This window comes from Lysinibacillus sp. UBA5994, assembly GCF_002429725.1.
Classification (GTDB): domain Bacteria; phylum Bacillota; class Bacilli; order Bacillales_A; family Planococcaceae; genus Lysinibacillus; species Lysinibacillus capsici.
Genome location: NZ_DJAU01000001.1, coordinates 46,875 through 59,506, shown reverse-complemented (window position 1 = coordinate 59,506; position 12,632 = coordinate 46,875). Strand labels below are relative to the sequence as shown.

Below are 12,632 nucleotides of genomic sequence, written 5' to 3'. Positions count from 1 at the left end.
GTAGGACGTCGCTAGGCAAAAGAAAGATCAGAGAATAAATTCTCTGGTCTTTTTTGTTGTATCAAATTAAGAAGATATTTTAAAGTAGGCTGTCCCCGGAAAAGGACAGCCGTATATACTAAAACTCAAGAGCACTCCGAAGATCATTTAGATAAGATTGACTTACTGGTAACTCACTTCCATCAATTAAAGTGACAATAAAATTTGACGTTAAATCACGTGCCATTTTTTTTATGAAATGTATATTTACAATGTAAGATCTATGGATACGAATAAAATATGATGGTAATCGTAATTGAAGTTCTTTAAGTGTAATACTTGTTTTATACTGATCACCCTCTACATAAAACCATGTTTTTTTCTGTAGGCTTTCAATATGAGATATTTTATTAATTGCTACAGGATTCCATTCCTCCTCTTGCTTTCCAGTTAAAAATTGAAATGGTTCTGCTCTTTTTGCTGTAAATGATGACGGTAGGACAATGACGAGAGCAGCAGGCTTATTTTGAATGTATATGGGATAACCAATGCCATAATATGGCGTATCGAAAAGGGAATTATCTAAAATAGCATCTGTTTTTTTTTGAGTCTGTAACACTTGATCGGCAATACTCCCAGGTAATACTTGTTGACCTATCTCTAAATGAATACTTTGGTGACCAGAGTGAAAATAAACATAAGCATTTTCAACAGCAATAGCAATGGATGAATCAGCAGGTATCCAGTCTTTCAACATAAAAATATATTGTTGTGAAATATCTTTTACGAAAGAATTTAACTCATTGTTCATTGTGAATATCCCCCTTGTTTGTAAACAGTCTTCCAAATCTCATCGTCAAAAAAGGTAGTTTTATCCTTAAAATTTGATCTTTTATCGAAAAATAATGAAAATTCAAATAGTCTGTTATATATTAATTTACAACAAATAAACCTGTTATGGAACAGATAATTAAAAGTTTTTTAACAGAGTATATTGTACACAAAGGGGAAGGTGGAATTTCAATATGTCAACTCGTCAAGAAAGAATCGAAGCTTTAGAAAAACAATGGGCTGAAAACCCACGTTGGGCTGGTATTGAACGCACATATTCAGCTGAAGAAGTTGTTAAATTACAGGGGACAGTAGTAATTGAACAAACACTAGCACAAAAAGGTGCTACTCGACTTTGGAATTCATTACATGAGGAACCGTTTATCAATGCATTGGGGGCATTAACGGGGAATCAGGCAGTACAACAAGTAAAAGCTGGATTAAAGGCTATCTATCTATCAGGCTGGCAAGTAGCTGCTGATGCAAACCTGTCTGGTCAAATGTATCCTGACCAATCATTATATCCAGCTAACTCTGTACCAGCAGTAGTAAAACGAATTAATCAAGCGCTTCAACGTGCAGATCAAATTGATCATGCTGAAGGACGTGTTGATCAATTTGATTGGTTCGCGCCAATCGTAGCAGACGCAGAAGCAGGTTTTGGTGGGCCTCTAAACGTATTCGAGCTTGTAAAAGGTATGATTGAAGCAGGAGCAGCGGGTGTTCACTTAGAAGATCAATTAGCATCTGAAAAGAAATGTGGACACCTTGGAGGTAAAGTATTACTTCCAACACAAAATGCTGTTCGTAACTTAGTAGCTGCACGTTTAGCAACAGATGTTATGGGTGTAGATACAATTTTAATTGCACGTACAGATGCTGATGCTGCTGATATGGTTACATCAGATATTGATCCACGTGATGCAGAGTTCATCACTGGTGAACGCACACCTGAAGGCTTCTTCCGTACAAAAGCTGGAATCAAACAAGCAATTGCTCGTGGTTTAGCTTACGCTCCATATGCAGATTTAATTTGGTGTGAAACTTCTAAACCATCACTTGAAGAAGCTAGAGAATTTGCTGAAGCTATTCATGCTGAGTTCCCAGGTAAAATGCTTGCATACAACTGCTCACCTTCATTCAACTGGAAGGCAAATCTTTCAGAAGAAGAAATCGCAGAGTATCAACGTGAACTTGGTAAGTTGGGTTACAAATTCCAATTCGTTACTTTAGCAGGTTTCCATGCACTTAACCACTCTATGTTTGAGCTTGCTCATGACTATAAAGATAATGGTATGGCTGCATATTCTAAGCTACAGCAGGCAGAATTTGCTTCTGAGTCTAAAGGCTATACAGCTACACGTCACCAACGCGAAGTAGGTACTGGATACTTTGATGAAATCTCTCAAGTTATCTCTGGTGGTACTTCTTCTACAACAGCAATGGCAGGTTCTACTGAAACAGAACAGTTTGTATAAGTCGTAGTTTAAATACGTGTTTTCCTAAATTCATAATCATAGAATAGTCTCCTCCGCTCCTCCTAAAGCGGAGGATGACGAAACTAAAATGGCAAAGGTGGGTAAACAGCTAATGGAACAAGCAACGACAGGTAAGCTTAAAATTGTTGGAGAACAAAATGAGCAAACTAATGAAATTTTGACACCTGAAGCTCTTGAATTTGTTCTTGCTCTGCACGAAAAATTTGATGCTCGTCGCAAGGAGCTGTTGGAGGCTCGACAAGATCGCCAAAAACGACTTGATGCGGGAGAGAAGCTGGATTTCCTACCAGAGACAAAGCATATTCGGGAAGGTGATTGGGTAATCGCACCACTTCCAAACGACTTACAAGATCGCCGTGTTGAAATTACAGGGCCAGTTGATCGGAAAATGGTTATTAATGCGTTAAATTCTGGAGCAAAAATGTTCATGGCATGCTTTGAAGATGCATCTTCTCCGACATGGGAAAATATGATTGGCGGTCAAATTAATATGCGTGATGCTATTAATAAGACGATTGAGTTTACACAAGAATCCAATGGTAAAACATATAAATTAAATGATGAGACAGCAGTGCTGTTAGTTCGTCCACGAGGTCTACACTTGCTTGAGAAGCATGTCCTGGTGGATGGAGAGCCGATTTCTGGCAGTTTCTTTGACTTCGGTTTATATCTATTCCATAATGCCAAAAACGCACTTGCACAAGGTACAGGGCCATATTTCTATCTACCAAAACTTGAAAGTCATTTAGAGGCTCGGCTATGGAATGATGTCTTTGTGTTTGCTCAAGATTATATTGGTATTCCACAGGGGACAATAAAAGCTACTGTATTAATCGAAACGATTTTAGCAGCGTTTGAGATGGATGAAATTTTATATGAGCTACGTGAACATTCAGCTGGTTTGAATTGCGGTCGTTGGGATTATATTTTCAGCTATATTAAGCGTCTACGCAATCAAGCTGATGTTATTTTGCCAGACCGTGGGCAAGTAACGATGACAGTACCTTTTATGAAAGCCTATACATCTTTATGTATTCAAACATGTCACAAGCGAAATGCACCAGCAATGGGCGGAATGGCAGCTCAAATTCCAGTTAAAAATGACGATGAGGCGAATGCAGTGGCATTTGCAAAGGTGGCAGAAGATAAACGTCGTGAGGCAACAGAGGGGCACGACGGTACATGGGTAGCACATCCTGGTATGGTTGCAACAGCGATGGAGCAATTTGATGCAATTATGACAACGCCTAACCAAATTCATAAAAAGCGTGAGGATGTACAAGTATCTGCCGAAGATTTAGTAGCTGTACCAGAAGGAACAATAACAATTGAAGGTCTACGTATTAACTGTAGTGTTGGTGTACAATATATTGCTTCATGGCTTCGAGGTAACGGAGCTGCACCAATTAATAACTTGATGGAGGATGCTGCAACAGCAGAAATCTCTCGTACACAAGTATGGCAATGGATCCGTCATCCGAAAGGAATCTTAGATGATGGACGTGGTATTACACTAGCATTTGTTTTAGAAATATTGGAAGAAGAACTTGTGAAAATTAAAGAGGCTGTTGGGGAACAAGCATATAACAGTGGTCGCTATGAAGAAGCTGCTGAACTGTTTAAATCCTTAATTGAACAAGATGAATTTGCGGAATTCTTGACACTTCCAGGGTATGAAAAATTAGCGTAAAATACAAGTCTACTATCCAACATATCAAACTTTCCTAATAACTATCTAAGGATTGCACTCGAGTACAATCCAGCCTATTCCACTAACATAACGTGACGGGGTCTGTTCCCCCGTTTAGAGAGATGAGCACGATTGAATTAAAAGGGGTCTATAAATAAAAGTTAAGAGATTTTAAGGGGTAAAGATGTCTTACTAGCTTAGATGGGGAGCAGTAAGGCATCTTTTATATAGTACATCCGCGTAACTACTTTTTTAGTTACGCGGTTTTTCTATGCTAATTTACTACGGCTAGTACAAAGCCGTCATACCCTTTGACACCCACTGTTTGTATAGCCGTTGCTTCAATTCTTGGGTTTGCTTTTACTAAATCTATAAATTCTTGTACGCCTCTAACACGTTCATCCTCACTATTTTCATTAGTTACCTCACCATTACGTACAACATTATCTGCAATGATAAGAGCGCCAGATTTTGCTAATTTTAAAGCCCACTTCAAGTAAGCGGGGTTATTAGGTTTATCAGCATCAATAAAGATAAAGTCAAATAATAGTCCAGCGTTTTTTAAGTTTGGTAATGTATCTAGGGCATTTCCTACAATGACCTCAACCTTTGGTCCATACCCTGCATTCGCTATATTTTGCTTGGCAACTTTGGCGTACTCTTCATTAATTTCTAATGTCACGTTGCTGCATTTAAAAGATGCTGGGAAAAGTAATCGAGAAATTGCACGATTATTTGGCGTTTCGGAAGCTACCATTCGGAGAAGATTGAAAGAGAATAAAAGTGAATTTTAGACATATTAGCTGTATATATTTTGTATATATACTTCCTGATAAATGGATATGAATGTATATAAAATGTATATCTTTCTTCATTTCATTGATATCACGAAAAAGCTTTGCCCTGCCTAGCCCCCCGACTAGGTTGGGGGCACTTTTTCCTTATGCTCTTTCTAACTTTTCCTGGGGATTTCCAGAAGTATTTTTAATTAAGGATCATCCGTAAATTTTTTTACGGATTTGATTTTACAGATCTTTTTCTGTTTCAGAGGGATAATAATTGAACCTTTAAAAAACACTAATGCCTTCCAATTCTAAACGGAAGGCATTAGTGTTTTGTTTATTATTTACTCTTTAAAAAATTAATCTCTTTCTTTAAATCTTCTAGTGTCTTGCCTGCTATAAAATCAGTTATTTGCCCATTAACTTCATTTGAAATAGAGAGAGTTGTTGTATCACTTATATTTATATCATCTGTAAAATCGTCTGGATTATAATCAATTAGATTACTATTTAATGTAGCAGCTTTATTAACTGTATTGGTATCAATACTAATTAAATAAGGTTCAATTGCTCTTAAGTAGATATTATTGTTGGTATCAAAACTTTTCTTTAAGAATACAATGTATTTTTTGTCATATTCTGGTTCTATGAATGAAGGATCCTTATTTTCTAATTTATGAATGGTCACTTCTGACGGTTCCTTTATTAAAATACCTTCTGGAGAAATGATTTCATCACCAGATGTTTCTTCATAGTCAATTATTTCTGAATATCTATGATTAACTCTTATTTCTTTAGTTTGCAAATCTCCTGCTAATACTTCATCAACTGTAAAGTTATATAATTTTCCTTCGATATAATGATCCGTAGCTTCTTTGTATAGATCATCAGAATTACGAGCCATATTCCATGAAGAATCAAAACTTTTATATGTACCTAAAACAACTACATCAGATTGTTCAACCATATCGGAAAAATCACTTGCTATCGCAAAATCATGCGATACTAATAGACTTTTCTTTTGATTGTGGTTTTGTATAGATTTTGCATTTGAAGAATTAGCCATTTCCTCATCGTTTAGATTATTTTGATATAAGTAAGCACTGCCACCTATTATTAAAAAAGTTGTTAAAATCAATAATTTGTTCTTTTTTTTCATTATTCTCCCTCTTCCTTCTATATCTAATATTAGAATTTAAACCCATAAATAGCTTTTATGCCATTTAAATCATCAGTTTGGGGAGTTGTCATTTTAGTTCTATCTCTGCTGCTATCCATAATAGACTTTCCTGATGAATTGTGGTCTAAACCTAGAGCATGTCCTAATTCATGTACCGCTGTACTTTTTGCGACAGAAGCAGATGCTACTGCATTATCATTTAAATAACCTTTGAATAAAGTTACCCTGTTATTAGGAGCAGTTGTTACCATTTTTCCAAAAAACCCAGTATCTGCATCGGTGAATCTAGTTAAGAAATTTACTGATTTTGAATCATTAAAAAATCGTACGTTCTCCGATGTTGATGTTCTCCACGATGATGCTCCGTCTATCCATCCGGTTTTTATAACGCCATTATTGAGGCTATCTCCCCATTTATACGAAATAAAGTTCGTACTAGTAAAACGCCAACCAGTTAAAGAGTATGCTGAAGCTGTGTTTTGAAATATAGAAAATAATAAAACAAAAGACAGAAGCATAACAGCAAGTTTCGATTTTGATTTCAAGTTAAAACCCCCTAGGTATTTTTCAAACAACACCATTTTATACCAATAATTAAAATATATAAATAGTTTTTTATAAATTAGTTAATTTTAGTAAATTAAGGTAATTCAAAAGTCTTGGCTCAAAAGCAAAATATTTTTTTTTTTTTATAAATAACTCTGCCATGTTTACGAATGTATGGGGCGAATACCCATACTTTCCCATCAGCCTTGATATCAAAACTTAAAGAGTTGCGGAACGGATTCTTGTTCAACTAACGAAGAAATTTAGTTGAATATGTAACTTTTAGGAGATAATAGGTGTCTATATAAAAGAGGTGGGTAAATTGAAAATAAAAAAATTATTCTATGGTTTGATCGCATTAGCTTTTTTCATGATAACAGGATGCAATATTCAAGGGGGAACTACAACAGTATCAATTGACAGTATAGATGCCGAAGAAGTTTTAACATTAGATTCGGATGCTGATATTTTTCAGTATGATGGAGTTATCTACAAAACTAATATTGATTGGGTTGAAGAATTATCTTTAACAAAAGATGTTCAAATCGGTGAAATAAAAACAAGAAATGATGCTAATACAGATTTTAGAGATGAGATGTCGAATAAACTTCCTGTTGGTACAAAGATTTTTTCCACCAAAGAACGGGGAGATATTTTAATTGTTGAATCTGAAGGAGAAATCAAAAAATATCTTGCAATTGTTGAAGGGTAAACAAAATTCCTTGTTCAACAAGCGTGGTGCTTTAATTGAATAGATAGAATGATGTATCCATCTCATACGAGGTGGTCTTTTTTATTTATACAGTGCCAAAACTTAATAGTTTTGACACCAGTGTGTTGTTGCAGTAATATCAAGGTGTAAAAAGGTGTCATAACTTAGGTCGATAAATGTAGTGCAGAAATGAGGTATTTTTCTATGATTTACGGTTATGCAAGGGTATCGACTGTATCACAGGAATTAGAGGTTCAGCTTCAAGCGTTGGAGAGTGAAGGAGCGACTGTTATTTATAAAGAGAAATTCACAGGAACGAAAACAGACCGACCACAATTAAATGAGCTGCTGTCTAAATTAAATAAAGGTGACAGGCTTGTTGTAACCAGATTGGATCGATTGGCTCGAAACACTAAAGAAGGCATCGAGATCATTGAACGGTTATTCGCCAAAGGCGTAAATTTATTAAAAAGTTTCCGTCATCGAAAGCGTTTTGCATCGTTACTACAGCGATATAAAACGCTTTTTTGCTTCAAAAAAGGAGCAACTATCATGAAAAATAAACTAAAAACTACACCAAACCAAGCAGTCTAAACATTTATTACATACGGCAATCAAAAAGGAGATCAGCAACTCAAAGAAGAACGCCTGCAGCAACTAGAAGAAACTTTAGCAGCACAAGGTATTTATCCTGGTGAGAAAGTACATAGGGTGCTAGAAAAATTGATTTATGATTTTACATACAATGGCATTATCAAAGTAAGCCGAGAGCATTTGAGTAACAAATTAGAGGTAGGATTAAATACAATTTCAACAGCTTTTAAGTATATGGAGCAATCTAAGAGCTATTTATCCTTTCCAGAAACAAATCAGAAAGACTGATAGTGGGTGTCGTGTCATTATAGCTGCGCAACATGTGAATTTTGAAAGCATTTTAAAATGAGGGAGCATCTTTTCTCATTATGTCAAACATACCAAGTGAGACCACCAAATATCGCACTCCAATTTAATGGTATTCATGAAACCATTCGCTCAGTCATGGCGGGCTATGGTGCAAATTTTATTTCTTCTCTTGCGGTTAGAGAGTATGTAGAGAGTGGGCAATTGGCGAGAGTTTATGTGAAGGATATACATGCCATTAAACATAAAATTGCAATTTGTACAAGGAATAATGAGAAGCAGAATTTACTTGTGCAAAGGTTTATTGAAACCATAAAAAATTCCCCCATTTAAACATTTGAATCTCATGCAAGGTGGAGAGAAATTTGTTATATTAGTTGTATAACAAATGTGGAGCTGATAAACATGTTTATTCAAATAGAATTTCAATCAGACGTACCTATTTATGAGCAGGTAACACGTCAAATTATTGAAGGAATTGCTAGAGGAGAAATGAAGCCAGGTGATACTTTGCCATCTGTGCGGAGTTTAGCTGCCGATTTAGGTGTTAATATGCATACTGTTAATAAGAGTTATCACGAATTAGAGGCGAAAGGGATTATTACCATTCGGCCAAAATCTGGAGCTATTATAAGTTCAGCAGAGGAGAGAGCTTTATCACCTGAGCAACTACGACAAATCGAAAAGAATTTAAAACCTGTTGTGGCAGAAGGAATGGTGCTCGGTGCAACAGCTGAACAAATTGAGCACATGATGAAAAAAGTATTTGCTGATTTGCAAATTCCAGCAGAGGGAGTGTAGCAAAATGCTACTTGGCGTTTTTATAACCATTTACATCATGACATTAGCTTTGCAAATAGTTGTTCCCTATATTGTAAGAGAGACTATCGTTTTTGGAGTCACAGTGCCTGATCAAATTATTAAGCATCCCATCTTAGCTCAGTTGAAAAAACAGTATGTGCGGTTCGTAGGGGGAACAGGGATAGTTTTTCTAATCATCATGATTATAAGTTACAATCAATTTGCTCCTTCTGAAGCTATTCAAAGTATTGTTTTATTAAGCTGTTTGTTTAGTATGCTTACAGTAAGTATGGCGTTGTATTGGATAAATCATCAAAAGGTATCGAAGTTGAAAAAACAAGAGCAGTGGGGTGCAAATATTAAACAAGTACGGGCAGTGGATTTAACTGCAAGAAGTCGTGATGAAATGCTTCCTTGGTCTTTTTTTGCTGTACCATTAGGAATATCCGTATTTTTGATCATTTACACATACCTTCATTACGATCTCATGCCAAATGATATAGCAGTACATTGGGGGCCGAGTGGTGAAGCGGATGCATGGAGAAACAAGACCTATTTTACGGCTATTTCACTGCCACTGGTAATGCTAATGATGCAATGTATGATGTGGGGAATTACCGACTCCATTAAACGTTCTGCAATTAAATTAGCTGTAAATCGCAAAGAGGAATCGTTGGAGGATCAGCTAAAAACACGAAAATACATGAGTTGGCAAATACTACTGATAAGTTCTGCGTTAACAGCTTTATTAACAATTTTACAATTAAGCAACATCTATCCTTCTATGACAGTAGGCTATAAGCTATTACCAGTATTTATTTTGTTCTTAGTTGTTTTGCTGGGTTCATTACTGATATATGTGGTGAAAAAGTATAAACATAAAGTACGCTATGAAGCAAATATAGATTCCAAGGTAATGGACGTGGATGAGGATCGTTATTGGAAGGGCGGCTTAATTTATATGAATCGACAAGACCCATCCGTTTTTGTGGAGAAACGCTTCGGGGTAGGATGGACCATGAACCTTGCCAATCCTAGAGGCTATATTGTGATTGGTTTACCTTTTGTCTTATTGCTGTTGATTTCTATATTTTCGTTATAAAATAATAGTAATTTGTGATGAAAAAATTCGTTCTATATGATCGAAATTTTTCTTATTAACTGGAGGTGGGCAGATGAAGATCCTTGTTGTCGATGATGACGTTCATATTTTACAACTAGTCAATATTTATCTTACAAAGGAAGGCTACCAAGTGCTACTTGCTGAAAATGCAAAGCAGGCACTAGCCTTACTCGAAGGGAATCTGCCTGATTTAGCTGTTGTCGATGTGATGATGCCAGGAATGGATGGTTTTACACTAACAGAGTATTTAACTCAAGATTATGATATTCCTGTTTTATTATTAACAGCAAAAGGTGAGCTAGAGGATAAAGAACGTGGCTTTTTAGCAGGATCTGACGATTATGTTGTAAAGCCCTTTGAACCAAAGGAATTATTATTTCGTATAGCTGCAATTTTGAGGAGATTTGATAAAAAAAATCAAGTAACTATTCAAGTAGGTAAACTAGTAATTGACCGACGAAGCTTTGAGGTTGTAATAGGGGAAAATACACTTATATTACCTTTAAAGGAATTTGAATTACTGGCTTTGTTAGCATCACGCCCCCATCAAGTATTTACTCGCAGCTATATTATGGAACAAGTATGGGGCTATGACTATGATGGAGATGAGCAAACGTTAAATACGCATGTGAAGCGGATTCGTGAAAGATTAAACCGATATGACACGGCTGTTGAAATTACAACAGTAAGAGGTGTTGGCTATAAGCTAGAGGAAACAACATGAAAACGTTATATAGTAAATTTGTTGTAACAACAATGCTAGTAATGATTGGAAGCTTATGTATGGGCTTTTTGGTAACGAATACCTATTACCATCAAGTTGTAAAAGAAAAAAATGATGCGAAAAACGTTAGCATAGCACAGGATATTGTGCATTATATTGAGACAGACGAACCAGAAGATTTAAATAGCTATCTGACAACCTTGGGTGAAATCGGCTATCAAATATATGTGACAACGGGTGAGGAGGGGCATTTTTTTGGCGGTCCATATCGTGATAAAACATTGTCAACATCTGTTGTGGAGCATGTTTTAAATGGGGAAACCTATCATGGTATGCGAGATTTTCCTAAAGAAACCTTTGTAACAGGATTTTTTGCTAACGAACTGAATAATACAATTGGTGTGCCATTTACCTATGAAAGCAAGTCCTATGCACTATTCATAAGACCAGATATTCGTTTATTGTTTTCTGAGGTGCATACAATACTCGCAGGATTAATGTTGGTTATGACAGTACTGAGTCTTCTTGCCATGCTACTATTTGCTAAAGCATTAATTCGCCCCATTACGAAGTTAACAGCAGCTACTCAACAGCTAGCGCATGAAAAATTTGATACAGTTCTAGATATTGATCGTGCAGATGAAATTGGTCAATTAGCATCAAGCTTTAATAGAATGACCGAGAGATTACAGGAAAATGATCGTACACGGAAGGAATTTATTAGTAATGTATCACATGATTTTCAGTCGCCTTTATTAAATATTCAAGGGTATGTAGATTTACTGAAAAATCCTTCCCTTACTGAACAGGAAAGACAGGAATATGCAGCAATCATAGAGCTAGAAACAAAACGCCTATCTACATTAACGAAACAGTTATTATTATTAACTTCCCTTGATCAATCGACAAGAATTGTAAAACGTGAGTCTTATCGTTTAGATGAGCAGTTGAAGGAAACCGTACGAAAGTATCGCTGGCAAATGGAAGAGTCACAGCTTCAAATATCATATAAGCTTGAGCAAATTATTTTTGATGGCGATGCAGGGCTTTTACAAAATGTATGGGATAATTTACTGACAAATGCCATTAAATATAATGTAGAGGGTGGGCAAATACATCTACATTTACAAAAAAGATCTGCCTCACTTGAAATTCTTGTTGAGGACAGTGGGATAGGAATGACTGAGGATCAATTAGCAAAAGCATATGACCGTTTCTATCGCGCCGATGCGTCTAGAACCAAGCAAGGGACAGGGCTAGGCTTAGCGATTGTCAAACAAATTGTTGAGCTACATGGAGGGACCGTACAGATGCAAAGTACGATGCATGCGGGCACAAAGGTTTATATCCATCTACCAATTTTGTCATAAGGAGTTCATATAAAGTTCATGTTCACACGATAAACTGCTACTTAGTTGAAACACAACTAGGGGGAGTTATCGTATGGAACAAAAGTGGAGCATACGTCTTATTCGATTAGCGGCAATCTTTGCTTTAATCGGCACATATTTAGGTTCACATATGTCGGGATCAGGTAGCTATGAATATAGACCGATACATGCACATATTTTACTGGTCGGGTGGCTTAGTATGTTTGCCTGGGGTATTTTTTATAGGGCCTTCAAAGTGAAATCTCAAAAATTAGTAACCATTCATGGTTGGACAGCTATTGTGGGTGTTCTGGGCTTAACGTTAGGCATGTGGTTTTACAATATAAATCCATTTAATTTTGGTAGCACTTTTACATTAGTCTTCTTTATTGTAGGAGGAACTACACTATTAATTAGCTTTGCTTTATTTATTGTTGTAACATTTATGATTCAACAACAAAAGGATAATAGCAGTCTTTAATAAAACCTACCGTG

The 12,632-nt window shown here is 36.1% G+C and carries 14 protein-coding genes and 1 pseudogene; 11 read left to right on the top strand and 4 right to left on the bottom strand.

The genetic code is table 11. From position 1 onward, the window contains the following. Positions 1-118: 118 nt before the first annotated feature. Complete coding sequence (locus B3D98_RS00310; protein ID WP_257962188.1) at positions 119-790, bottom strand: LytTR family DNA-binding domain-containing protein; 672 nt, start codon at positions 788-790, stop codon at positions 119-121. Positions 791-1,004: 214 nt separating this feature from the next. On the opposite strand from B3D98_RS00310, the gene aceA reads away from it, so the two are divergent. Next, a complete protein-coding gene (gene aceA / locus B3D98_RS00305) occupies positions 1,005-2,288 on the top strand; it encodes an isocitrate lyase (RefSeq protein WP_004233046.1) in 1,284 nt (427 codons plus the stop codon). 112 nt (positions 2,289-2,400) lie between these two features. Continuing rightward, positions 2,401-3,999, top strand: coding sequence for a malate synthase A (aceB, locus tag B3D98_RS00300; RefSeq protein ID WP_288579720.1), 1,599 nt, complete (start codon positions 2,401-2,403; stop codon positions 3,997-3,999). A 274-nt stretch (positions 4,000-4,273) separates the two neighbouring features. On the opposite strand, the gene B3D98_RS00295 is transcribed toward aceB, so the two are convergent. Next, entirely contained in the window at positions 4,274-4,681 is a 408-nt protein-coding gene (locus B3D98_RS00295; RefSeq protein ID WP_288579719.1) for an O-methyltransferase, read from the bottom strand. On the opposite strand from B3D98_RS00295, the gene B3D98_RS00290 reads away from it, so the two are divergent. Continuing rightward, positions 4,596-4,793 carry a helix-turn-helix domain-containing protein gene (locus B3D98_RS00290; RefSeq protein ID WP_221681311.1) on the top strand — a complete coding sequence of 66 codons (198 nt, stop codon included), beginning with the start codon at positions 4,596-4,598 and terminating at the stop codon, positions 4,791-4,793. The two genes, B3D98_RS00295 and B3D98_RS00290, sit on opposite strands and share 86 nt — an antisense overlap. Positions 4,794-5,121: 328 nt before the next feature. Here B3D98_RS00290 and B3D98_RS00285 read toward each other — a convergent pair whose 3' ends face one another. Together B3D98_RS00285 and B3D98_RS00280 are read right to left on the bottom strand one after the other, a co-directional pair. Then, positions 5,122-5,940 carry a hypothetical protein gene (locus tag B3D98_RS00285; RefSeq protein ID WP_221681312.1) on the bottom strand — a complete coding sequence of 273 codons (819 nt, stop codon included), beginning with the start codon at positions 5,938-5,940 and terminating at the stop codon, positions 5,122-5,124. Between the two features lie 29 nt (positions 5,941-5,969). Beyond that, entirely contained in the window at positions 5,970-6,506 is a 537-nt protein-coding gene (locus B3D98_RS00280; protein ID WP_221681313.1) for a matrixin family metalloprotease, read from the bottom strand. Between the two features lie 314 nt (positions 6,507-6,820). Here B3D98_RS00280 and B3D98_RS00275 point away from each other — a divergent pair, with 314 nt between their 5' ends. From B3D98_RS00275 to B3D98_RS00240, 8 genes and pseudogenes are all read left to right on the top strand, one after another. Further along, positions 6,821-7,219: a hypothetical protein gene (locus tag B3D98_RS00275; RefSeq protein WP_288579718.1), complete on the top strand. Its 399-nt coding sequence runs from the start codon at positions 6,821-6,823 to the stop codon at positions 7,217-7,219. A 204-nt stretch (positions 7,220-7,423) separates the two neighbouring features. Beyond that, positions 7,424-7,684, top strand: a pseudogene (locus tag B3D98_RS00270) (recombinase family protein); the annotation flags it as partial. Between the two features lie 474 nt (positions 7,685-8,158). Continuing rightward, entirely contained in the window at positions 8,159-8,452 is a 294-nt protein-coding gene (locus B3D98_RS00265; protein ID WP_231595768.1) for a LysR substrate-binding domain-containing protein, read from the top strand. Positions 8,453-8,524: 72 nt separating this feature from the next. After that, positions 8,525-8,920, top strand: coding sequence for a GntR family transcriptional regulator (locus B3D98_RS00260; protein ID WP_048395924.1), 396 nt, complete (start codon positions 8,525-8,527; stop codon positions 8,918-8,920). Between the two features lie 4 nt (positions 8,921-8,924). Beyond that, complete coding sequence (locus tag B3D98_RS00255) at positions 8,925-10,022, top strand: DUF1648 domain-containing protein (protein ID WP_054548489.1); 1,098 nt, start codon at positions 8,925-8,927, stop codon at positions 10,020-10,022. Positions 10,023-10,095: 73 nt separating this feature from the next. After that, positions 10,096-10,767: a response regulator transcription factor gene (locus tag B3D98_RS00250; protein WP_048395929.1), complete on the top strand. Its 672-nt coding sequence runs from the start codon at positions 10,096-10,098 to the stop codon at positions 10,765-10,767. Further along, complete coding sequence (locus B3D98_RS00245; protein WP_054548488.1) at positions 10,764-12,137, top strand: HAMP domain-containing sensor histidine kinase; 1,374 nt, start codon at positions 10,764-10,766, stop codon at positions 12,135-12,137. The genes B3D98_RS00250 and B3D98_RS00245 overlap by 4 nt, the downstream gene beginning before the upstream one ends. A gap of 73 nt (positions 12,138-12,210) precedes the next feature. Then, entirely contained in the window at positions 12,211-12,618 is a 408-nt protein-coding gene (locus tag B3D98_RS00240) for a hypothetical protein (RefSeq protein WP_048395933.1), read from the top strand. Positions 12,619-12,632 lie beyond the last annotated feature (14 nt).

Bases quoted from the DNA above. Each gene is read 5' to 3' on its own strand.
- aceA (WP_004233046.1), top strand. From the start codon at position 1,005: ATGTCAACTCGTCAAGAAAGAATCGAAGCTTTAGAAAAACAATGGGCT.
- B3D98_RS00290 (WP_221681311.1), top strand. From the start codon at position 4,596: ATGACCTCAACCTTTGGTCCATACCCTGCATTCGCTATATTTTGCTTG.
- B3D98_RS00240 (WP_048395933.1), top strand. From the start codon at position 12,211: ATGGAACAAAAGTGGAGCATACGTCTTATTCGATTAGCGGCAATCTTT.
- B3D98_RS00265 (WP_231595768.1), top strand. From the start codon at position 8,159: ATGAGGGAGCATCTTTTCTCATTATGTCAAACATACCAAGTGAGACCA.
- B3D98_RS00310 (WP_257962188.1), bottom strand. From the start codon at position 790: ATGAACAATGAGTTAAATTCTTTCGTAAAAGATATTTCACAACAATAT.
- aceB (WP_288579720.1), top strand. From the start codon at position 2,401: ATGGAACAAGCAACGACAGGTAAGCTTAAAATTGTTGGAGAACAAAAT.
- B3D98_RS00250 (WP_048395929.1), top strand. From the start codon at position 10,096: ATGAAGATCCTTGTTGTCGATGATGACGTTCATATTTTACAACTAGTC.
- B3D98_RS00255 (WP_054548489.1), top strand. From the start codon at position 8,925: ATGCTACTTGGCGTTTTTATAACCATTTACATCATGACATTAGCTTTG.
- B3D98_RS00245 (WP_054548488.1), top strand. From the start codon at position 10,764: ATGAAAACGTTATATAGTAAATTTGTTGTAACAACAATGCTAGTAATG.
- B3D98_RS00260 (WP_048395924.1), top strand. From the start codon at position 8,525: ATGTTTATTCAAATAGAATTTCAATCAGACGTACCTATTTATGAGCAG.
- B3D98_RS00285 (WP_221681312.1), bottom strand. From the start codon at position 5,940: ATGAAAAAAAAGAACAAATTATTGATTTTAACAACTTTTTTAATAATA.